Here is a 20,853-nt window from a genome sequence, read left to right as displayed (position 1 = left end):
GAGTTATTCGGGTATTGGAGGGATGTATGGAAGTGTTTGCACTTTTTTTTGTTCTCAGTGTTGCATCTGTAGGAGGTGGTCAGGACGTTAACCGAAGTGTCACTTCATCAGTTCATGAGATAAAAGCGCAACCTACCGCCGATGGAAGGGCTCTGGGTATGAGTGCCTTGTTCGAATATCTTTCGGGTCTCAGGAAGGAGGAAGTTAATGAAGTCAACAGCTCGACAGTGCGCGAGATCGCTTCACTTCTAGATGTTGATGGCGATGTGGGGCGGTTTTACGCATCGAAGACATTGGCAGTGCTTGGATGCCATTCTCGAGTGGCGCTGCCTCTTCTCCATGATGCAATTAAAAAGACAGAACCCATTGAGTCCAACTTGGGACCGCTGGTTCTTGCACCAGCAGTAAGCCCTCGCGAAGAGATTGAAAAGGCGATCAAAGCCATAGAGGGGACATCAACGTGCGAATTGCCACCGGGGCCGTAGGTTCACCCCCTGGCAGGCTGGGAAGGTGGCGTGGGTTGAGAGTGTGACTCAATGACTGCGGACGTTCTGAGGGGCCAGTAGGCAATTGTCCACCCGTGGGGGTAATTGACCACAGCGAAAAGTTGCTGCTATGATGCCCAGCTAAGCCGGAATAGCTCAGTTGGTAGAGCGGCGCATTCGTAATGCGTAGGTCGCAGGTTCGACTCCTGTTTCCGGCACCATGTTTGATGGAAAGCCCCGGCCCTGGTCGGGGCTTTTTTGTGCTCCGGTAGTGCCGGCCGCTGGCCGGCAACCCGTAGTGCCAGCCCATGGCTGGCAGGTCGCGATTTCCGAATCTCGGGGGGGCAGCTCGCCCCTCCGGCTTCCCAGACGCTTACCTCCTCGCCCTGTTCCTGACTTGGCAACCGCAGCCGGTCATTCCTGTGCTATGAGTACACGGCCTTGCTTCGAGGCTCTTTCAGGGATTGGAAGGATGCGCAGGTTCGGGGGAACTGCAGGCGGTGTGTCGACCCGCTTCAGGAGGATTGAAGATCGAGTTCGGAAGCTGGGGGCATTGGGCGCTTGGCTGTGCTGCGTGCTGCTGATCGGCCTTGGCGTGTCGCCAGCCGCAATTGCCCAAGCGACGGTCACCTACATCCACACGGACGCGCTGGGCTCGGTCGTGGCCGAGAGCGATGCCAACGGCAACGTGATCAAGCGCTATGACTACGAGCCCTACGGAGCCGTAGTCGGTGGTCAGGTCACGGACGGACCAGGGTATACGGGGCATGTGAGCGACTCGACCACCGGGCTGAGCTACATGCAGCAGCGGTACATGGATCCGCAGTTGGGGGTGTTCCTGTCGGTGGATCCGGTGACGGCGTATGAGCAGCCGGTTGGGCAGTTCAATCGGTATCGCTATGCCAACGGGAATCCGTACAAGTTCACTGATCCTGATGGACGGCAGGCGATTCCGATGCCGGCCCCTTACATCCTCCCCATCCCGGTTCCCAACCCCGGTGGAAACATCCAGCGCAGTGAGGATACATCCGGGGGGAATCGCGAGAGCGGGCCAAGTGGAAGGCCAACTTCGAGACCCACTGAACGTCCCGCAGGTCGGGATACAGTTCGGCGGGGGCGAGACGGGCAGCCAATACCCAATCGTTTCCCCGACCGACCACTACCCACTAAGCCCAATGGTGAGCCTGCACCAGAACCGGATGCGGCTGGCCCGCATACGCAACTGGGGCAGCGAGATGGTAGAAATGGAAAGTACGACCAGGCGAGAGAATTCGACGGTCACGGGAGGCCGGTAAAGACTATTGATTTTACTGACCACGGCCGGCCGGGCAGTCATACGAACCCGCACGAACATCCTTATGGGCCGAGTGCTACCGGGGGCACTCCTTCACGCGGACCCGCGCGGCCGCTTAACGGAGGCGGATAGTCATGACGGTAAACGCTTGGGACTTCCCAATCACGGGAGACAGGGTAGTTGAGGCGTTAAGAGATAACTTCAGCACGAATGATATTTGGCTGCTATCGCATTTGGATGTCCCTTCGGGAGCGGAGTCAAAAGCGACCTTGGGTCATCTTCGAGAGCGGATGGTGAACAGGCCGTTAGAGGTGTCTACGGGTGATCTGTGCGATGCGCTTGCCGGCGCGCCGCAAGTATGGGTACTGGACATCCGGCTATCATCCGACCACGAAGTCCAGCTCTACATTGAAGATGGTGAGGTATTTGAGGAGAGTCTGGACAGGATGGTCGGAACCGGAAATATCGCTGGACCGACAGACCCGGGACTGAGATGAAATGTAGGTTCGACTCCTGTTTCCGGCACCAGTTGTAGAAAAGCCCTGGCCTTTGGTCGGGGCTTTTCGTTGGGCCGATTAGCGGCGCGACGCCATCAACGCCGCGCCATCCCCGCATCCTTCGCCAGCCACCACGCCAGCTGCCGGATGTAGCCACCTGCAGCTCCCGCCAATGCGCCGATCAGCAGGCGTGCGAGCACTCTGATCCCGCGCGCGGCCCGCTCCCGCACCCAAGGCAGTACCGCCACCACCTGCGCACCCAGCAACAGCATCAGCACGTCCAGCCCCAGCGCATCCACCACCGGTAACAACGGCAGCAGATCCGGATTGCAGGCCAGCACGATCACCAGCGCAGCACCCAGCACGGCCATCAGGCGGCGCCCGGCGGGCAGGGTGTTCCAGTGCAGGAGTCGGTTGATCAGGCGCATGGCATTCCTTGTGTCATCTGCGGGAATCCTCATCAGGCCCGATCGGCCGCACCGGCTGCCGCAGCACGGTTTTCAACCGCGCTGCGTCGGTCCTGCGCGGGTCGCTGAGGTAGATCTCATGATGGGGGCCGGCAAAGGTGTATCCCAGTGCGGGCATCACTTGGTCATGCAGCTGCGCCAGGATGGGGCCTTCGTCGTCGTAGGCGCCCACGTGCAACGTCTGCAGGCTGGGGCCTTCGGCAAGGCGTTCATGGCGGAGGCTGGGCGGCGCATCTCCCAGCTTCGCGCGCGCGTTGCTGATCGCCGCTTGCCACTGCGCAGGCCGGATGTCCTCAGGCGTGCGGATCATCACGGTCCAGGCCCACTCATCCTTGCGCCGCGCGACGAAGCTGGCCGGGTTCTCGGCACTCCACAGTGCTTCCAGCGGTGGCACCACGTAGTCGCGCCCTTCGGCCTTCAGCGCGAACTTCAGTGCATAGCTCACCGAATACAGCCACTGCACGGCCTGCAGGTAGGCGGGGGCCGTGTTCGGGTCGCCGCGACCATCGACCATCACGTAGGGAATGGGCGGTACATCCACGCGTACGAACCTGCCGGCGGGCGGTTGATAGAGCGCCCGGTCGCGCTTCTTGAAGTCGATCTTGTCCACGGGCCTTCCTCCTGCGCCGAGCATCCCACGCCAGGCACCCGTCAGCACGCCTGAACAGGTTCAGGTGACTTTGCCGAACGAGGGCGGACTGCCGGCCAGCACCTGATGCCAGGATGCCGCCCGCGGGCGTCCTGCCCGCCGCGCGTGCGCGGTGCGACAACGTGTCGCAGCCAGATTCGGGCCTTTCCTGCGCTCGATCAATGTCAATGCCTTTCTTAAATGGTGGGCGACGGCCTAAAATTGAAAGGCTGACTCGACCCCACCTCCCTGCCTGTCTTCCGGACCGGTGGGACCGGCTTTGGCCGGAACAGGCAGGGACGGGGAACGGCATTCCCTCGCAATTGGATCGACCGATGATTCCGTTGAAAACCCTTGGGCGCTGGTTGCGCCCGGGCCTGCTGCTGTCGTTGCTGGTGATGCTCACCGGCTGCGATGCCGTGGCCATCCTCAGTCCGAAGGGCCAGATCGGCCAGGATGAGAAGACCCTGCTGATCACGGCCACCGTGCTCATGCTGCTGGTCGTCATCCCGGTCATCATCATGACCCTGACGTTCGCGTGGAAGTATCGCGCCTCCAACACCAAGGCCCGCTACGAGCCGAAGTGGTCCCACTCGACGGCGATCGAGGTGGTGGTGTGGTCGATCCCGTGCATGATCGTGCTGGTCCTGGCGGTCCTGACCTGGCGCTCGTCGCACGCACTGGACCCGTACCGTCCGCTGGATTCGGACGTCAAGCCGGTCACCATCGAGGCGATCTCGCTGGACTGGAAGTGGCTGTTCATCTATCCGGAAGAGAAGGTGGCGGTCGTCAACGAAATCAAGTTCCCGGTCAACACGCCGCTGAACTTCAAGATCACGTCCGATTCGGTGATGAATGCGTTCTTCATCCCGCACCTGGGCAGCATGATCTACTCGATGGCTGCGATGGAGACCAAGCTCCACCTGATCGCCAACGAGACCGGTGAATTCCCGGGCATGTCCTCGCACTACAGCGGCGCGGGCTTCGCCAAGATGCACTTCACCGCCTACTCGGTCACCGATGCCGAGTACCGCCAGTGGCTGGACCAGGTCCGCGCCGGCGAGCAGACCCTGGACAAGGCCTCGTTCAAGGCCCTGGGTGAAGCACGCAACGCCGAGTGGTATCCGGTCACTTACTTCGGCAAGACCGAAGAAGGCCTGTTCGACTGGGTCATCGCCAAGCACATGGGCGACAACAAGCATTACGGCATGAAGCACTCGCATGCTGGTGCCGCCGCTGCCGATGCCGCCACCCATGAAGCGCACGAGGGCCACGCCCCGAGTGACGCGCATGATTCCAAGGAATCGGGTGAAAACCTGGATGCCACCGAACACGAACACGCAGGCCATTCCGGCCACGCGGGTTCGGGAGAATGAACATGTTGGGAAAACTCTCTCTTGAGTCGATCCCCCACGATCCGATCGTGCTGACCACTCTGGTCGGCGCGGTTCTTGGTGGCCTGGGCGTCGTCGCCCTGATCACCAAGTTCAAGCTGTGGGGCTATCTGTGGAAGGAGTGGTTCACTTCGGTGGATCACAAGAAGATCGGCGTGATGTACCTCATCGTCGCCTTCGTCATGCTGCTGCGCGGTTTCTCCGACGCCATCATGATGCGTACCCAGCAGGCCATCGCCGTCGGTGGTTCCGAGGGTTACCTGCCGCCGCACCACTACGACCAGATCTTCACCGCCCACGGCGTGATCATGATCTTCTTCGTGGCGATGCCGCTGATCACCGGCCTGATGAACCTGGCCGTGCCGCTGCAGATCGGTGCGCGCGACGTCGCGTTCCCGTTCGTCAACTCGCTCAGCTTCTGGCTGTTCGTGTCCGGTGCGGTGCTGATCATGCTGTCGCTGTGGATCGGTGAGTTCGCTGCCACCGGCTGGCTGGCGTTCCCGCCGTTGTCGGGCATCGAATACAGTCCAAGCGTCGGCATGGACTACTACATCTGGGGTCTACAGGTGGCGGGTTTGGGTACCACGCTCAGTGGTATCAACTTCTTCATCACCATCCTCAAGATGCGCACCCCGAGCATGAAGCTGATGCAGATGCCGGTGTTCACCTGGACCGCCCTGGTGACCAACGTGCTGATCGTCGCGGCCTTCCCGGTGCTGACCATCACCCTGGTGCTGCTGACCCTGGACCGTTACCTGGGTACGCACTTCTTCACCAATGACGGTGGCGGCAACGCCATGCTGTACATCAACCTGATCTGGATCTGGGGTCACCCGGAGGTGTACATCCTGGTCCTGCCGGCGTTCGGTGTGTTCTCCGAAGTCATCGCGACCTTCTCGCGCAAGGCGCTGTTCGGCTACAAGGGCATGGTCTACGCCACCGCCTGCATCGGCGTGCTGTCGTTCATCGTGTGGCTGCACCACTTCTTCACCATGGGTTCGGGTGCCAACGTCAATGCCTTCTTCGGCATCACGACGATGATCATCTCGATCCCGACCGGCGTGAAGATCTTCAACTGGTTGTTCACCATGTTCCGCGGTCGCGTGCACTTCACCACCCCGGTGCTGTGGACGATCGGCTTCATGGTCACCTTCGTCATCGGCGGCATGACCGGCGTGATGCTGGCGATCCCGGCCATCGACTTCGTGCTGCACAACAGCCTGTTCCTGATCGCCCACTTCCACAACGTCATCATCGGCGGCGTGGTGTTCGGCATGTTCGCCGGCATCACCTACTGGTGGCCGAAGATGTTCGGCTTCCGCCTCAATGAGTTCTGGGGCAAGTGCGCGTTCTGGTGCTGGTTCATCGGCTTCTACGTGACCTTCATGCCGATGTACGTGCTGGGCTTCATGGGCATGACCCGCCGCCTGCAGAGCACCGTGAACCCGGCCTACGAGCCGCTGCTGCTGGTTGCTGCCTGCGGCGCGTTCATCGTCGGCGCCGGCATCCTGTGCCAGATCATCCAGGTGGCCGTGTCGATCCGCGACCGCAAGAAGACCGTCGACCTGACCGGCGACCCGTGGGATGCCCGTACGCTGGAGTGGGAAACCTCCTCGCCGCCGGCCTTCTACAACTTCGCGACGCTGCCGGAAGTCACCGAGCTGGACGATTTCTGGGAGCGCAAGCAGCGGGGTGAAGCCTGGCCGAAGCCGGCCAAGTACACCGACATCCACATGCCGCGCAACACCGGCACGGGCGTTGTCATCGGTGCCTTCAGCCTGGTGTTCGGCTTCGCGATGATCTGGCACATCTGGTGGCTGGCCATCGTCGGCTTCGTCGGCATGATCGCCACGTTCATCTACCGCACCTTCGACCAGGACGTGGACTACTGGGTCCCGGCCGCCGAGGTGGAACGCATCGAGAACGAACACCGCAAGCACCTGGAAGCCCAGGGCCTGGTGAAGTCGGAGCTGAAGGCATGAGCACCAATACCTCGACCCTGAGCCACGGGCACGCCGCGCATGCGGCGGCCCATGGCCATGACGACCACGAGCACCACGATACCGGCGGCAACACCGTCTTCGGTTTCTGGGTGTACCTGATGAGCGACTGCCTCATCTTCGCCTCGCTGTTCGCCACCTACGTGGTGCTGGCAGGCGGTACCGATGGCGGTCCCACCGCGAAGGACCTGTTCGAGCTGCCGTTCGTGGCGTGGGAAACCGCGCTGCTGCTGACCTCGTCGCTGACCTTCGGCCTGGGCATGATTGCCATGCACCGCAAGCAGATGGGCCAGATGTACCTGTGGCTGGGCATCACCTGGCTGCTGGGCTTCGGCTTCATGTGCATGGAAGTGTGGGAGTTCCAGCACCTGATCCATCAGGGCTACGGTCCGGACCGCAGTGCCTTCCTGTCGGCGTTCTTCGCCCTGGTCGGTACCCACGGCCTGCACGTCAGCGCCGGCCTGCTGTGGCTGCTGGTGATGTTCGTGCAGCTGAAGAAGTACGGCCTGACCCCGACCAACAAGACCCGCATGGCGTGCCTGAGCCTGTTCTGGCACTTCCTGGACCTGATCTGGATCGGCGTGTTCTCCGTCGTCTACCTCAATGGAGCGCTGTAATGGCACATGACAACCATGCACACGACCACGGCACCGGCGGCGAAAGCCACGGCAGCGTGAAGTCGTACCTGATCGGCTTCGTGCTGGCGGTGGTGCTGACCGTCATCCCGTTCTGGATGGTGATGTCGGGCGATTTCTCGCGCACCGTCAACGGTGTGGTGATCGCGGTCACCGCGGTGCTGCAGATGCTGGTCCACCTGGTGTTCTTCCTGCACCTGGACCGCTCTTCGGAAAGCCGCTGGAACGTCAACGCTGCGGCCTTCACCGTCGTGGTGATCGGCATCATCGTGATCGGCACCCTGTGGGTCATGCACAACATGAACGTGCACATGATGCACTGACGTCCTCGCGACGTTGCCACGCAGAAAGGCCGCCCTCGGGCGGCCTTTCTGGTTTTCCGTTGTCCGGTAGTAGTGCCGGCCGCTGGCCGGCAATTGCGGGACGCCGGCCAGCGGCCGGCTCTACCCGTGGCTCCACCCCGTGCGTGGAGGAGCCGCGCGCCTCACCCCACCCGGCGCAGGAACTCCTCGGGCTCCATCGGCCGCCCCAGGTGATAACCCTGCAACTGGTCGCAGCCGAGCTCGCTCAGGTATTCGCGCTGTGCCTGCGTCTCCACGCCTTCGGCCACCACCTGCAGCTGCAGGGTGCGGCCCAGCGCGATGATCGACGAGACGATGGCGGCGTCCTCGTCATTGCGCTCCAGGTCGTGCACGAACGCACGGTCGATCTTCAGTTCGGTGGCTGGCATCCGCTTGAGGTACAGCAGGCTGGAGTAGCCGGTACCGAAATCATCGATGGCGATGTGCACGCCCATTGTGGTCAGGTCGCTGAGGATCGCCAAGCTGGCATCGACGTCCTTCATCGCCGTGGTCTCGGTGATCTCCAGGGTCAGCCGTGCCGGTTCGATCCGGTGCCGCTCCAGCACCTCGCGCACGCTGTCCAGCAGTGCCGGCGAGGCGAACTGCAACGGCGACAGGTTCACCGCCATGGTCCATTCCGCATGCCCGGCATCGTGCCATGCCCGCAGTTGCGCGCAGGCCTGGTCCAGTACCCAGTCACCGATCGGCAGGATCAGGCCGCTGCGTTCGGCGATCGGAATGAACACATCCGGCGCCAGCAGCCCCAGCTCCGGGTGCTGCCAGCGCAGCAGCGCCTCGGCGCCGGTGGCCGGTGCGCCCGCGGCCGGAAATTTGGGCTGGTAATGCAGGATCAGTTCGTTGCGGGCGATGGCCTTGCGCAGGTCCTGCAGCAGGCGCAGCTGGCGATTGGCACTGAGCTGCATCGAGGGCGTGAAGAAGGTATAGCCGTTCCGCCCGGTTTCCTTGGTGTGGTACATCGCCGCATCGGCGTGCGCCATCAGCTCGCGCTCGTTGCTGGCGTCATCCGGGTACAGGGCGATGCCCAGGCTCGCGCTGACCTGCAGTTCGGCCGCATCCAGCGTGAACGGCTCACCGGCGGCGGCAATGATGCGCTCGGCCACCACGACCGCATCGTCGGGAATGTCGATGGCCAGCACGATCACGAACTCGTCGCCGCCGAGACGGGCGAACGTGTCCTGCGGGCGCAGCAGGCCGCCGATGCGCTGCGCCACCGCCACCAGCAGGCGGTCGCCAAGCTGATGGCCATAGGCATCATTGACCGCCTTGAAGCCATCCAGGTCGCAGAACATCACCGCCACCGCATGATTGCGGCGCCGCGCCTTCTCGATAGCCTGCTCGATGCGGTCCTGCAGCAGCATGCGGTTGGGCAGCTGGGTCAACGGGTCGTGCAGGGCCGCCTGGATCAGCTTGTCGTTGGCGTGCGCCAGCGAATCGGCCAGCAGCCCGGTGCGCACGCGCATCTGCCGGTCGAACAGCGAGGCCACCAGGGCGATGCCCAGCGTGGCCACGGTGGTGACGATCACCAGCACCGCCAGCCAGCGCGTGTCGATGCCGCCACTGCCGACGGCGCCACAGAGGCTGCCTTCCGGGAAGCGTGCCGCCGCCATGCCGGTGTAATGCATGCCGACGATGGCCAGGCCCATCACCAGCGATGCGAGCGCACGCAGGAGGAGGGTGCGGCGCTGCTCGGCGCGCAGGCGGAAGGCGATCCACAGGGCGGCGCCAGCGGCACCGATGGCCACCGCGATGGAGGCGGCAAACCAGCCCGGGTGGTAGTCGATGCCGGGCTGCATGCGCATCGCTGCCATGCCCAGGTAGTGCATGGCTGCGATGCCCAGGCCCATCAGCACGGCCCCGGCCAGCAGCCGGCGCCACGGCAGGCTGGGGCGCGATACCAGCCACAGCGCATAGGCCGAGGCACCGATCGAGACCGCCAGCGAGTACAGGGTGATGCCGAGGTCATAGCCCAGCGGGATCGGCAGGTCGAAGGCCAGCATGCCGATGAAGTGCATCGACCAGATGCCCAGGCCCATGGCCGCCGCGCCTCCGGCCAGCCACCAGCGCGCCACGCGCCCCTCGGCGGTGGCCAGGCGCCCGGCCATGTCCAGCGCCGTGTACGAAGCAAGAATGGCCACCAGCAGGGAGATGATGACCAGGCTCTGACTGTAACTGCCAGTCATGTTGAATCCAGTGGGGGAGGAAGGGGGCGCCCGCAAGGCGCACGCCCGCGACCCCTATCGGCGCGGGTGGGCAGGACTTGAGCGGTCGCAGCAGCTGCGACCCGGCTCGGCTATCCTGCCACGCCTGTTCCCGTTGCTGGAAATCATCCGATGGCCAAAGCCCGCACCGCCTACGTCTGCAATGAATGCGGCGCCGAATTCAGCAAGTGGCAGGGCCAGTGCACCGAGTGCAACGCCTGGAACTCGTTGTCGGAAATCGTGCTGGAGAGCGCGGCGGCGGCCAAGGCACCGGCGTCGCGCCGGGCAGGCTGGGCCGGCAAGATCGATCCGCCGAAGATCACCGCGCTGAAGGATGTGGAGCAGACCGAGCATCGCCGGGTCTCCACCGGCATCGGCGAGTTCGACCGTGTGCTGGGCGGCGGCCTGGTCGAAGGCGCGGTGGTGCTGGTGGGCGGCGACCCGGGCATCGGCAAGTCGACGCTGCTGCTGCAGGCGGTGGCGAAGATGGCCGCTGAACTGCCAGTGCTGTACGTCACCGGCGAGGAGTCACTGGCGCAGGTGGCTGGCCGTGCGCATCGCCTGGAGCTGCCGCTGGACGGCGTCAATGCGCTGGCCGAGACCGGGGTCGAGTCGATCCTGCAGCACGCATCCAAGGCCGGCCCGCGGCTGATCGTGGCCGATTCGGTGCAGACCCTGTGGACCGAGAGCCTGACCGCTGCGCCCGGTTCGGTCAGCCAGGTGCGCGAGAGCGCGGCGCGGCTGGTGCGGTTTGCCAAGGAAACCGGCACTGCCGTGTTCCTGGTCGGCCATGTGACCAAGGAGGGCGGCATCGCCGGCCCGCGCGTGCTGGAACACATGGTGGACGCGGTGCTGTACTTCGAGGGCGAGAGCGGCAGCCGCTTCCGCCTGTTGCGCGCGTTCAAGAACCGCTTCGGTGCGGTCAACGAGCTGGGTGTGTTCGCGATGGGCGACAAGGGCCTGAAGGAGGTCTCCAACCCCTCGGCGATCTTCCTGTCCGGCGGCAGCACCCATCAGCCGGGCAGCTGCGTGATGGTCACCCGCGAGGGCACGCGGCCGCTGCTGGTGGAGGTACAGGCGCTGGTCGACGCATCGCCGCTGTCGAACCCGCGCCGTGTCGCGGTCGGCCTGGAGCAGAATCGCCTGGCCATGCTGCTGGCAGTGCTGCATCGCCATGGCGGCGTACTGGTCGGCGACCAGGACGTGTTCGTCAATGTGGTCGGTGGCATCCGCGTCCAGGAGACCGCCGCCGATCTACCGGTGCTGCTGGCGGTGTTGTCGTCGCTGCAGGATCGGCCGCTGGCGGAGAAGACCATCGCCTTCGGCGAGGTGGGCCTGTCCGGCGAGATCCGCCCGGTGCCCAATGGCGAAGACCGCCTGCGCGAGGCCGCCACCCATGGCTTCAAGCGCGCCATCGTGCCCAGGGCCAATGCGCCCAAGGGCGGTTCGGTGAAAGGCATGGAGGTGATCGCGGTAGAACGCCTGTCCGAGGCCATCGACGCGGCGTGATGCCAGCCCTGTAGAGCCGAGCCCACGCTCGGCTGCTTTCTGTGGAGTCGAGCCATGCTCGACTGGTGGTCGAACAGCAGCCGAGCATGGGCTCGGCTCTACAAATGTCCAATGCAGTAACGGTCAGCTTCACTGTGCTAGTTTTTCCCGCTCGACGAAGACGCCCTCTGGCGTCTTTCCGTGCCCAGGAGTAAACGATTACATGCAGGACACCGCACTCACCGCCCCCAACGCCGAGATCCGTCGTGCCGGGGTTGATCTCAATGGACTGATGACGGTGCTGGGCAAGCACCTGTATTCCACCCCGGTGGTGGCGCTGCGTGAGCTGGTACAGAACGCGCATGACTCGATCATCCGCCGCCGCATCGAGCAGCCCGGCGTTGACGTGCCTTCGCGCATTTCGGTGCAGGTTGATGCCGGTGCCGGCGTGCTGCGCATCACCGATACTGGGGCCGGCCTGACCCGCCAGGAGATCCACGATTACCTGGCCACCGTCGGCGTCGGCTACACCCGTGGCCTGCGCCAGGGCGGTGAGGACGATGAAGGGCTGATCGGCATGTTCGGCCTCGGCTTCCTGTCGGCCTTCGTGCTGGCGCGCCGGGTCAGCGTGCGCACCACCTCGTACCAGACGCCGGATCTGGGCCACCTGTACGTGTCCAGCAACGCCGAGCAGTACACCGTCAGCGAAGTGCCGGCACGCGCGGTGGGTACCGAGGTGGAGCTGGAGCTGCATCCGGACTTCCTGCCGCTGGCCAACGAAGCGCGCCTGCATGAGGTGCTGGGCCGCTACTGCGCGTTGCTGTCCGAGCCGATCTTCATCGGTGCTGCGGGCGAGGCGCTCAATCCCGAGCCGCCGCCGTGGCGCGGCCAGGGGGATGTCGCCGTGCATCCGGTGCAGGCCCGCCGGCAGGCACTGCAGTTCGCCGCGCGGTTCGAGCATGATTTCGAGCCGATCGTCACCGTGCCGTTGCGTGCCGATGGCCACAGCGATGCCACTGGCCTGCTGTGGGTGCAGGATGGCGCCACCTATGGCACCAGCGACAACCGCAACCTGTCGGTGTTCGTGCGTGGGATGCTGCTGGATGACGACGCGCGCGACCTGCTGCCGCCGTGGGCCGGTTTCATCGGCGGGGTGATCGAATCCTCGCGGTTGACGCCCACCGCCAGCCGCGAAGACCTGCAGCGCGATGACCAGTACCGCGCGGTGCAGCATGCACTTCTGGAGGCGCTGATCGACGGCCTGGCCGACGTTGCGAAGCAGCAACCGGAAGCCTGGCGGCGCGTGCTGACCCGCCACAACGAGGCCCTGCTGGGTGCGTCGCTGTGCGATGAGCGCCTGTTCGAACTGCTGATGGAGCATGTGCGGGTGCCGACTTCGCAGGGCGACCTGCCGGCCAGTGCGCTGCCGGCGCGCGGTGCCGTGCATGTCATCCTCGACAACGGCGGTGGCTTTGAAGAGATGCTGTTCCGCGCGATGGGCGTACCGGTCGCGCATGGCCATCGCTATGCGGTGGTGCCGTTCCTGCGGCGCTGGGCCCAGGCCAAGGGCCTGCGCCTGGTCGAGCTGGGTACCGAACAGGGCAACCGCACACTGTTCCGCAGTGATGACAGCCTCGACGAGGCGCAGCTGGCGTGGCTGCGCGAACAACTGGGCGACGGCGAGCAGCTGCTGCCCGCGCGTTTCAGCCCGGAGGCGCTGCCGGTGGTGGTGGTGCCCGACCGCGAGGCCGAGCTGAAGCAGCGGCTGGAAGACGACGAGAACGACAAGCGCGTCTCGATGGCCGCGCTGCGCCTGGCGCGACAGTTCACCGCGCGCATCGAATCGCGCGCACCGTCGCGGCTGTATCTCAATCTCGACAACCCGGCGGTGCAGGCACTGCTGCGCGCCCAGCGCGAGGGCCACCCACAGGCCGAGGCCGCAGCCCGCCTGCTGCGCTCGCTGAAAGTCATCGTCGCCGCGCAGGGCCGCCCGCTGGCACGCGCGACTGCTACGCCGGGCCCGGATCTCAATGGTGCCTTCACCGATATCGCCGGTGCCCTGCAGCAGATGCTGCGCTGAGCACCGCACCTTCTCATCCAGCCTTCGCTAGACAGGAGCAATTACCCCCATGGACATCTGGAACTGGGTCGAAAAGCTGCAGGGTGACCTGCGCCAGGCCGGCCAGGCGCAGAACGCGCACCTGCTGAACCGCCTCGCCGACGAGGTCAGTGAACTGCAGATCGACCGCGTCGATGCGCTGCTGCCCGAAGCACGCGCCCTGGGCAAGGCACTGGACAACCCGTGGGTTGACGTCTATGTCGGCCACTGGGCGCTGCGCAACCGCGTCGGCAACCGCGTGGAAGGCGAGAGCGCACTCGGCGAAGCCGTAGCGCTGTTCGAGCGCGCGCACCGCGAGGACACCCTGGAATGCCCGCAGTCGATCTGCGTGACCCAGGACCTGGCCGCCTGCTACGGCAACATCGACGGCCCGGGCTGGGTGCCCGAGCGCATCGAGGTCTGCGACGAAACCCTTGGCCGCATCGATCCGAGCTGGGCCTGTTTCCAGTGCCTGAGCTGCGAGAAGGCCGATGCGCTGCTCGATGATGGCCGTGGCCAGGCGGCGCTGGATTACCTGCAGGTGCAGGCCGATGCCGTGGAAGCCTGTGGCAAGGAAGTGTTCGACAGCTTCCCGGAGATGCAGATCAAGATCCTGCTGGGCATGGGCCGTGCCGATGAGGCACTGGCGCTGATCGAAAAGCGGGAGGCCGAAGTTGCTGCGTCCGGAGAGTACGAGCCGGCCAACTGCACGGTGCCGCGCCGCCTGTCCAAGGCCTGGGCGCTGGCCCAGCTGGGCCGCGACGAAGAGGCGCTGCAGCAGCTGGTGCCGTGGAGCGAACTGACCCCGAACTACTGGCGGCTGTGGGCAAACACTGCGGCAGCGCTGTGCCAGCGGGATCCTGCGCGCAACAGCTGGGACCTGGGCACGCGCTTCAACACCATCATCGAGCACTTCGCCCGGGTTGGTTCGCATCGCCTGCTGATCGAAGTGGCGGCGCTGAGCCTGGAGCTGGCGCTGCAGCGTGGCGCGCGCTGGGTCGCACTGCGGCAGCTGGAACTGGCCCGCACCCATCTGGCGCAGCTGCGCCAGGACCGTGGTGCCGCGGCGCTGGTGGCCGGCCTGGCCGCGCGCATCGAGGCATTGCCGGACGTCGCGCCGCTGCCGGTGCCGGCCGGCGAGCTGCTGGCATGGCTGGACGCGCAGGGCGAACAGAACCAGTCGCGCGATCCCGAGCGCGAAGCGCAGTGGTTGCTGCAGGCGCATGCCGAGCTGCCCGATGACGAGGCGCTGGCCGACATGGCCGCCTCGGCACTGAATGCCTGCGGCGCGCAGGCCGAGGCGCGAGCGCTGTTGTGGCGGTTCGTACGCAGCCATGCGCAGAACGATGGTCCTGCAGCCTACACGCTGATGCGCTGGCTGGCCGAACAGGGCGACGACGACGGACTGCGCCAGCTGGCCGATCTCTATCGCGGCAGCGTGTCCGTGTTCGCGCACTGGTGCGAGGTGCAGCGTGCACGCCGCGTGTCCGACTGGCCGGCGCTGGAGCAGGCGGCCCGATCGCTTCTGGAGCTGTCTCCGGGCTCGCACGGCGCGCGCGGCACGCTGGCGCGCATGTACATGGAAACCGGCCGTTTCAGCGAGGCCCAGGCCTGTTATGCACAGCTGGTGGAGCTGCTGGACGAGCCCAATGCCGCGCATTGGGACCACATGAGCGCAGCCAGCGCCGCGCGCGACTGGGACGCCGTGCGCCGCTCGGCGGCGGCGCTTGGCATGGAATTGTCCAGCCAGGACGGCGTGGTAGAGGAGCCGTGGGGCTGGGTGATCATCCGCAGCGAAGAAAACGGCGAGCCGATGGAGTACTACGCCCGTCGCAGCGGTCCGGTGACCGCGCGCATCGTAGAGAACGCGCCGTCCAACCGCGCCCAGCAGGTGGGCGACTGGGTGGTGTTCGATGCCGCGCTGGTGCATCCGGCACCCGAGGAGGAGGAAGCACGCGAGCATTTCATCCCGACCTATGCGCAGGTGCATGTGCTGGAGCGCGGCGGCTTCGCCCGCAGCTGGATGATCGATGGCGCGCACCCGGGCGAAGAGGCCTGGAATGCCTTCGTCGAGGCGGCCGAAGCACAGGGTTGGAGAGTGTGGTCACACAGCCGGCCGGACTACACCGTCACCGACCCCGATGTGGAAGAGGGTACGCTGCCCGGCCTGCTGTTCACCGTGGCCCAGCCGCAGGACCACGCACCGCTGGCACTGCACCGCTTCCTGCAGCAGCACACCGCGACGTGGCCGCATCCGCATTGCTGGTTGCGCCTGGCTGAAGCCTGTGACCAGGATCGCCAGCCGCATCTGGACGTGATCGAGCGTTACGGGTTGTAAGCTCCAGGCTCATGTAGAGCCGAGCCTGTGCTCGGCTCATGCGGATAATCAGCCGAGCATGGGCTCGGCTCTACAACGAATCATCATCACCAAGGAACGCGATATGCGCGGGACAAGGATGTTCGTGATCGCCGGGGTGCTGCTGGCCCCTACCGCACAGGCTGCACCCGCATGCCAGGAGCCTGCGGCTGTCGCCCGCGCTTTCTACGAGGCGACGACCGGCAACGGTGACCTGCTGGAGCCGCCGGCCGCGCTGGTCAGCGTGGCCTTCGGCAAGGCACTGCGTGGAGAGCGCGCCTGCCAGCAGCGCGAAGAGGGCATCTGCACAATCGATTCGGATCCGTGGCTGGATGCGCAGGACGGTGACATCGAAACCCCGGTGCGCTACAGCTGGAAGGAGGCTTCGGCCTCCGCCGGCCAGGTCGAGATGCGCTATTCGGTGTGGAAGAAGGCCTACCTGACCCGCCTGCCGATGGTGCGCCACGGGCAGGGGTGCTGGCAGGTTGATGACATCGTCACCAACAGTGGTCGTTCGGTGCGGAAAATCCTGGCCCAGCCGCTGCCTTGACCGCCCACGGCATCCACGCATGGTGCGGTCCAGCGGCCGGCACTACCCGGTGATGCTGGGGTGGGTGCCGACCGTTGGTCGGCACGCCTTTATCGCGAATGCCCGAACACCAGTTCGATCACGAACTGGCTGCCGAAGAAGGCCAGCAGCAGCAACAGCATCGCTGCCAGCGTCCAGTGCACCGCCTTCATGCCGCGCCAGCCGTAGCGCCGGCGGCCGATCAGCAGCACGCCGAACACGATCCACGACAGCACGCTCAGCACGGTCTTGTGCACCAGCTTCTGCGCCAGCAGGTCGTCGACGAACAGCACCCCGGTGACCAGGGTCAGGGTCAGCAGCGCGAAGCCGACGGTGATCACCCGGAACAGCAGTGATTCCAGGTCGGCCAGCGGCGGCAGTGCCCGCAGCCAAGGCCGGAACTCGCGGCGGCGCAGCGCGCGTTCCTGCAGCCACAGCATGATCGCCAGCAACGCGGCGATGCTCAGCGTGGCGTAGGCCAGCAGGGCCAGCCAGGCGTGGCTGGCCAGGCGCCAGCCCAGTACCTTGCTCGGTTCGTGGCCGTAACCGTGGTAGGCCAGCAGCAGCACGGCGGCCAGCGGGAACACCACCACGCCCAGCGCCGACATCCGCCCGCGCGCGCCGACCAGCGACGTCAGCCAGGTCATGCCCAGGCCGACCAGCGACAGTGCGGCGAAGAAGTGCATGTCCGGCCCGCCGTTGGTGCGCATCGCCACCATCACGTGGTAGCCGCCGTGCAGCAGCATGGCGGGCAGGGCCGGCCACAGCCAGATGGGGGAGCCGGTCGTCTCATCGCGGCCAAGCGCGCGCACCAGCAGGGCACTGGCAGCCAGGTAGAGCAGGACGGCGATGAGAACGATTGTCATCGTTGCAGTTTCGCATACCCCCGTGATGCTGGCGACGGCCCCGTGGCCGCAGTCCGGGGAGACAGCCGGACCCGTTATACTGTCTGCCTTATTGTCCCCCGCTTTCAGACAGGTTGCGCCGCATGTTCGAGTCCCTGACCCAGCGCCTTTCCGGCACCATCGAGCGCCTGCGTGGCCGTGGCCGCCTGACCGAGGAGAACATCCGCGAGGCGACCCGCGAAGTGCGCATCGCGCTGCTCGAGGCCGACGTTGCGCTGCCGGTGGTGCAGGCCCTGATCGAGCGCATCAAGGTGCGCGCGGTCGGCCAGGAAGTGCTGAAGTCGCTGACCCCGGGCCAGGCGCTGATCAAGGTCGTGCGCGACGAGCTGACTGCGGTGATGGGCGCCGAAGCCAGCGACCTGAACCTCAATGTGCCCGCTCCGGCCATCATCCTGATGGCGGGCCTGCAGGGCGCCGGCAAGACCACCACCGTGGGCAAGCTGGCCAAGCACCTGAAGGAAAAGCGCAAGAAGAAGGTGATGGTGGTCTCGGCCGACGTCTACCGTCCGGCCGCGATCGAACAGCTGAAGACCCTGGCCGAGCAGGTCGGCGTGCTGTTCTTCCCGTCCAGTGCCGACCAGAAGCCGGAAGCCATCGTCCGCGCCGCCATCGACGATGCACGCAAGTCGTTCGTCGACGTGCTGCTGGTCGATACCGCCGGCCGCCTGGCCATCGACGAAGCGATGATGGCCGAGATCAAGGCCCTGCACGCTGCGGTGAATCCGGCCGAAACGCTGTTCGTGGTCGATGCCATGACCGGCCAGGACGCGGCCAATACCGCCAAGGCCTTCGGCGATGCCCTGCCGCTGACCGGCGTGGTGCTGACCAAGACCGACGGCGACGCCCGCGGCGGCGCCGCGCTGAGCGTGCGCTACATCACCGGCAAGCCGATCAAGTTCGTCGGTGTCAGTGAAAAGCCGGAAGGCCTGGACGTGTTCCACCCGGACCGTATCGCCAGCCGCATCCTCGACATGGGCGACGTGCTGTCGCTGGTCGAGCAGGTCGAGCAGCAGGTCGACAAGGACAAGGCCGCCAAGCTGGCCGAGAAGGTCGCCAAGGGCAAGAAATTCGACTTGAACGACATGCGTGACCAGCTGGAGCAGATGCAGAACATGGGCGGCATCGGCGGCCTGATGGACAAGCTGCCGGGCCTGGGCAACATCCCCGACCATCTGAAGCAGCAGGTCAGCCAGGGCAAGGAAGTGCCGCGCATGATCGCCATCATCGGCTCGATGACCAAGAAGGAACGGCGCAATCCGAACCTGCTCAACGGCTCGCGCCGCGCGCGCATCGCCAAGGGCTCGGGCGTGACGCCGGCCGACGTCAACAAGCTGATGAAGCAGTACATGCAGATGGAAAAGATGATGAGCAAGATGGCCGGCGGTGGCATGAAGGGCATGTTGCGCAGCATGAAGGGCATGATGGGCGCCATGGGCGGCCGCGGCATGCCGTTCCGTTGATGACGGCCCCCTCCGCAATCTGATGTAGCGCCCGGGCCCACGCTCGGGCGGCGGCGCACAAGCGCCGCAGCAGGCCGTCGGGCAGCAGGCTCGACTCTTCCCCTGTCCTGCGCGCACCATGGGGGCCTGTCCGAAACGATGGGCCGTCATGCAGAGTTCCGCTGTAGCTTCCCGCGCCGAGGCGTTCTGCCGGCGCTTTGGCGTTTCCGTTCCGATCCTGCTGGCACCGATGGCCGGTGCCTGCCCGGTACCGTTGTCGGCTGCGCTGGCCAACGCCGGCAGCATGGGCGCAATGGGCGCGGTGTTGTCCTCTTCGGCCGATATCGGTCGCTGGATGGATGACTTCCGCGCAGCCTCCAGCGGTCCGGTGCAGGTGAACCTGTGGATGCCGGACCCTGTACCTGCCCGTGACGTTGCCGCCGAGGCCGCCAGCCGCGCCTTCCTCGCGCAATGGGGCCCGGAGGTGCCGGCCAGCGCCGCCGACGCCACGCCGGCCGACTTCGAAGAACAGTTCGCCGCACTGCTGGCGGCGCGTCCTGCGGTGGCCTCGACCATCATGGGCGTGCTGTTGCCGCGCCACGTGCAGCAGTTGAAGGACGCCGGCATCGCCTGGATCGCCTGTGCCACCACCTTGTCCGAAGCGCGCGCGGCACAGGACGCCGGCGCCGACGCGGTGGTGGCGCAGGGCGCGGAGGCCGGCGGCCATCGTGGTTCCTTTGATCCGGCGATGGCCGAGCGCCAGCTGGTGGGACTGTTTGCGCTGCTGCCGCGCCTGGCTGATCAGCTGCAGATTCCGGTGATTGCCGCCGGCGGCATCGCCGATGGCCGTGGCATCGCTGCCGCACTCACCTTGGGCGCCAGTGCGGTGCAGATCGGCACCGCCTTCCTGCGCACGCCGGAAGCGGCGATTGCTTCGGCGTGGGCCGATGGGCTGGCCGCCAGCGAACCGGAAGACACCTGGCCGACCCGCGCCTTCAGTGGTCGCCTGGGCCGTGGCCTGGCGACGCCCTATGTGCGCGCCGCTGCCGCAGAAGGCGCCCCCGCGCCGCGTCCATACCCGGTGCAGCGCGGCCTGACCGCCCCGATGCGCAGGCAGGCGGCACAGGAGAATCGTCTGGCGGCGATGCAGGCCTGGGCCGGGCAGTCGGCGTGGATGGCGCCGGCGCAGCCGGCCGCCGACGTGCTGCGCGGCATGTGGGAACAGGCGCAGGCACTGCTGCCGTGATGGTGAGCTGCAACGGCCGGGCGGCGCAGGTGGAGGATCTCCTGCCGGCGCTGGTGAATTACGGCCACTTCACCTCGCTGCAGGTGCGTGGTGGTGCAGTGCAGGGGCTGGACCTGCATCTGGCGCGGCTGTCACAGGCTACGCGCGAACTGTTCGGCAGCGAACTGGACACGGTGCAGGTACAGGCATGGATGGCGCAGGCATTGCAGCAGTCAGGGCAGGCCGATGCCTCGCTGCGGGTGACGGTGTACTCGCGCCGCTTCGATTTCCGCAATCCGCTGGCGGCGGTGCCGGTGGACGTGCTGGTGGCGGTGTCAGCGCCGGTGACGCTGACCGTCGCCAAGCGCGTGCGCAGCGTGGCCTGGCAGCGTGAACTGCCGCAGATCAAGCACGTCGGCACGTTTGGTTTGTTCGCCGAACGCCGCGCGGCGCTGGCGGCCGGATTCGACGATGCGCTGTTCGTGACCGCCGATGGCGAAGTGAGTGAAGGCAGTACCTGGAACCTGGCCGTGCACGATGGTGAACGGCTGCTCTGGCCGCAGGCGCCGGCCCTGCGCGGTACGGCTGAGGCGCTGCTGAAGCAGCATTGGCCGGGACCTCAGGTCACTCAGCCGCTGCCGCTGGCCGATCTGGCCGGCGTGAAGGCGGCTTTTGCCTGCAACGCCAGCGGCCTGTGGGCGCTGGAGGCCATTGACGGGCATGTCCTGCCCGGCTCGCAGGCGCTGGCTGAACAGGGCAGGGCGGTGCTGGCGGCGGTGGCCTGGCAGCCGCTCTCCTGAACGAGGCGCGCGGG

The 20,853-nt window shown here is 65.8% G+C and carries 17 protein-coding genes and 1 tRNA gene; 14 read left to right on the top strand and 4 right to left on the bottom strand.

Annotation, left to right across the window (positions count from 1 at the left end; translation table 11 throughout):
* Positions 1-26 precede the first annotated feature (26 nt).
* The 3 genes from AC2A1N_RS12970 (at position 27) to AC2A1N_RS12960 (ending at position 1,911) form a co-directional block, all read left to right on the top strand.
* The gene (locus AC2A1N_RS12970; RefSeq protein ID WP_156476635.1) at positions 27-485 is read left to right on the top strand and encodes a hypothetical protein; all 459 of its coding nucleotides are present in this window, start codon (positions 27-29) and stop codon (positions 483-485) included.
* 145 nt (positions 486-630) lie between these two features.
* Positions 631-706: transfer RNA gene (locus AC2A1N_RS12965), tRNA-Thr, on the top strand.
* The gene (locus tag AC2A1N_RS12960; RefSeq protein ID WP_484372446.1) at positions 706-1,911 is read left to right on the top strand and encodes an RHS repeat domain-containing protein; all 1,206 of its coding nucleotides are present in this window, start codon (positions 706-708) and stop codon (positions 1,909-1,911) included. The genes AC2A1N_RS12965 and AC2A1N_RS12960 overlap by 1 nt, the downstream gene beginning before the upstream one ends.
* A 460-nt stretch (positions 1,912-2,371) precedes the next feature.
* On the opposite strand, the gene AC2A1N_RS12955 is transcribed toward AC2A1N_RS12960, so the two are convergent.
* Positions 2,372-2,704: a hypothetical protein gene (locus tag AC2A1N_RS12955; protein WP_061479140.1), complete on the bottom strand. Its 333-nt coding sequence runs from the start codon at positions 2,702-2,704 to the stop codon at positions 2,372-2,374.
* Positions 2,705-2,717: 13 nt separating this feature from the next.
* Positions 2,718-3,353: a GyrI-like domain-containing protein gene (locus AC2A1N_RS12950; protein ID WP_061479141.1), complete on the bottom strand. Its 636-nt coding sequence runs from the start codon at positions 3,351-3,353 to the stop codon at positions 2,718-2,720.
* Between the two features lie 353 nt (positions 3,354-3,706).
* Between AC2A1N_RS12950 and cyoA the strand changes: the two genes are divergently transcribed.
* The 4 genes from cyoA to cyoD are packed head-to-tail and all read left to right on the top strand — an operon-like array spanning position 3,707 to position 7,723.
* A complete protein-coding gene (cyoA, locus tag AC2A1N_RS12945) occupies positions 3,707-4,747 on the top strand; it encodes a ubiquinol oxidase subunit II (protein ID WP_061479142.1) in 1,041 nt (346 codons plus the stop codon).
* 2 nt (positions 4,748-4,749) lie between these two features.
* Complete coding sequence (cyoB, locus tag AC2A1N_RS12940) at positions 4,750-6,747, top strand: cytochrome o ubiquinol oxidase subunit I (protein ID WP_061479143.1); 1,998 nt, start codon at positions 4,750-4,752, stop codon at positions 6,745-6,747.
* Positions 6,744-7,382 (top strand): cytochrome o ubiquinol oxidase subunit III, encoded by a 639-nt coding sequence (gene cyoC, locus AC2A1N_RS12935; protein ID WP_005408583.1) that lies wholly within the window; start codon positions 6,744-6,746, stop codon positions 7,380-7,382. The genes cyoB and cyoC overlap by 4 nt, the downstream gene beginning before the upstream one ends.
* Positions 7,382-7,723 carry a cytochrome o ubiquinol oxidase subunit IV gene (cyoD, locus tag AC2A1N_RS12930; RefSeq protein ID WP_005415725.1) on the top strand — a complete coding sequence of 114 codons (342 nt, stop codon included), beginning with the start codon at positions 7,382-7,384 and terminating at the stop codon, positions 7,721-7,723. Before cyoC ends, cyoD begins: the two co-directional genes overlap by 1 nt.
* 161 nt (positions 7,724-7,884) lie before the next feature.
* Here cyoD and AC2A1N_RS12925 read toward each other — a convergent pair whose 3' ends face one another.
* The gene (locus AC2A1N_RS12925) at positions 7,885-9,942 is read right to left on the bottom strand and encodes a putative bifunctional diguanylate cyclase/phosphodiesterase (protein WP_061479144.1); all 2,058 of its coding nucleotides are present in this window, start codon (positions 9,940-9,942) and stop codon (positions 7,885-7,887) included.
* Positions 9,943-10,092: 150 nt separating this feature from the next.
* Between AC2A1N_RS12925 and radA the strand changes: the two genes are divergently transcribed.
* The 4 genes from radA (at position 10,093) to AC2A1N_RS12905 (ending at position 16,452) form a co-directional block, all read left to right on the top strand.
* Positions 10,093-11,469, top strand: a complete 1,377-nt coding sequence (gene radA, locus AC2A1N_RS12920) for a DNA repair protein RadA (protein WP_061479145.1) — start codon at positions 10,093-10,095, stop codon at positions 11,467-11,469.
* A 202-nt stretch (positions 11,470-11,671) separates the two neighbouring features.
* Positions 11,672-13,528 carry an ATP-binding protein gene (locus AC2A1N_RS12915; RefSeq protein ID WP_484372442.1) on the top strand — a complete coding sequence of 619 codons (1,857 nt, stop codon included), beginning with the start codon at positions 11,672-11,674 and terminating at the stop codon, positions 13,526-13,528.
* Between the two features lie 49 nt (positions 13,529-13,577).
* The gene (locus tag AC2A1N_RS12910; RefSeq protein WP_484372440.1) at positions 13,578-15,884 is read left to right on the top strand and encodes a tetratricopeptide repeat protein; all 2,307 of its coding nucleotides are present in this window, start codon (positions 13,578-13,580) and stop codon (positions 15,882-15,884) included.
* A gap of 103 nt (positions 15,885-15,987) precedes the next feature.
* On the top strand, positions 15,988-16,452 hold the full coding sequence (locus AC2A1N_RS12905; RefSeq protein ID WP_484372438.1) for a YqhG/Tai3 family protein: 465 nt from the start codon (positions 15,988-15,990) through the stop codon (positions 16,450-16,452).
* 89 nt (positions 16,453-16,541) lie between these two features.
* Here AC2A1N_RS12905 and AC2A1N_RS12900 read toward each other — a convergent pair whose 3' ends face one another.
* Positions 16,542-17,336, bottom strand: coding sequence for a cytochrome C assembly family protein (locus AC2A1N_RS12900; protein WP_484372436.1), 795 nt, complete (start codon positions 17,334-17,336; stop codon positions 16,542-16,544).
* A gap of 122 nt (positions 17,337-17,458) precedes the next feature.
* Here AC2A1N_RS12900 and ffh point away from each other — a divergent pair, with 122 nt between their 5' ends.
* The 3 genes from ffh (at position 17,459) to AC2A1N_RS12885 (ending at position 20,839) form a co-directional block, all read left to right on the top strand.
* Entirely contained in the window at positions 17,459-18,835 is a 1,377-nt protein-coding gene (ffh, locus tag AC2A1N_RS12895) for a signal recognition particle protein (protein WP_014036403.1), read from the top strand.
* A 148-nt stretch (positions 18,836-18,983) separates the two neighbouring features.
* Complete coding sequence (locus tag AC2A1N_RS12890; protein WP_484372434.1) at positions 18,984-20,060, top strand: NAD(P)H-dependent flavin oxidoreductase; 1,077 nt, start codon at positions 18,984-18,986, stop codon at positions 20,058-20,060.
* Positions 20,057-20,839, top strand: a complete 783-nt coding sequence (locus AC2A1N_RS12885; protein WP_484372432.1) for an aminotransferase class IV family protein — start codon at positions 20,057-20,059, stop codon at positions 20,837-20,839. Before AC2A1N_RS12890 ends, AC2A1N_RS12885 begins: the two co-directional genes overlap by 4 nt.
* Positions 20,840-20,853: the final 14 nt, after the last annotated feature.

It is taken from the genome of Stenotrophomonas maltophilia group sp. SKK55, from assembly GCF_057179845.1.
Note: the sequence above shows the minus strand (reverse complement) of the source record. Positions and strands in the feature narration are given on the sequence as shown.

What these genes read in the sequence shown, in the direction of transcription:
- AC2A1N_RS12915 (WP_484372442.1), top strand. Translation starts at nt 11,672, where the DNA reads ATGCAGGACACCGCACTCACCGCCCCCAACGCCGAGATCCGTCGTGCC.
- AC2A1N_RS12900 (WP_484372436.1), bottom strand. Translation starts at nt 17,336, where the DNA reads ATGACAATCGTTCTCATCGCCGTCCTGCTCTACCTGGCTGCCAGTGCC.
- AC2A1N_RS12890 (WP_484372434.1), top strand. Translation starts at nt 18,984, where the DNA reads ATGCAGAGTTCCGCTGTAGCTTCCCGCGCCGAGGCGTTCTGCCGGCGC.
- ffh (WP_014036403.1), top strand. Translation starts at nt 17,459, where the DNA reads ATGTTCGAGTCCCTGACCCAGCGCCTTTCCGGCACCATCGAGCGCCTG.
- AC2A1N_RS12905 (WP_484372438.1), top strand. Translation starts at nt 15,988, where the DNA reads ATGCGCGGGACAAGGATGTTCGTGATCGCCGGGGTGCTGCTGGCCCCT.
- AC2A1N_RS12955 (WP_061479140.1), bottom strand. Translation starts at nt 2,704, where the DNA reads ATGCGCCTGATCAACCGACTCCTGCACTGGAACACCCTGCCCGCCGGG.
- cyoD (WP_005415725.1), top strand. Translation starts at nt 7,382, where the DNA reads ATGGCACATGACAACCATGCACACGACCACGGCACCGGCGGCGAAAGC.
- cyoC (WP_005408583.1), top strand. Translation starts at nt 6,744, where the DNA reads ATGAGCACCAATACCTCGACCCTGAGCCACGGGCACGCCGCGCATGCG.
- AC2A1N_RS12970 (WP_156476635.1), top strand. Translation starts at nt 27, where the DNA reads ATGGAAGTGTTTGCACTTTTTTTTGTTCTCAGTGTTGCATCTGTAGGA.
- cyoA (WP_061479142.1), top strand. Translation starts at nt 3,707, where the DNA reads ATGATTCCGTTGAAAACCCTTGGGCGCTGGTTGCGCCCGGGCCTGCTG.
- AC2A1N_RS12910 (WP_484372440.1), top strand. Translation starts at nt 13,578, where the DNA reads ATGGACATCTGGAACTGGGTCGAAAAGCTGCAGGGTGACCTGCGCCAG.
- radA (WP_061479145.1), top strand. Translation starts at nt 10,093, where the DNA reads ATGGCCAAAGCCCGCACCGCCTACGTCTGCAATGAATGCGGCGCCGAA.
- AC2A1N_RS12960 (WP_484372446.1), top strand. Translation starts at nt 706, where the DNA reads ATGTTTGATGGAAAGCCCCGGCCCTGGTCGGGGCTTTTTTGTGCTCCG.
- cyoB (WP_061479143.1), top strand. Translation starts at nt 4,750, where the DNA reads ATGTTGGGAAAACTCTCTCTTGAGTCGATCCCCCACGATCCGATCGTG.
- AC2A1N_RS12925 (WP_061479144.1), bottom strand. Translation starts at nt 9,942, where the DNA reads ATGACTGGCAGTTACAGTCAGAGCCTGGTCATCATCTCCCTGCTGGTG.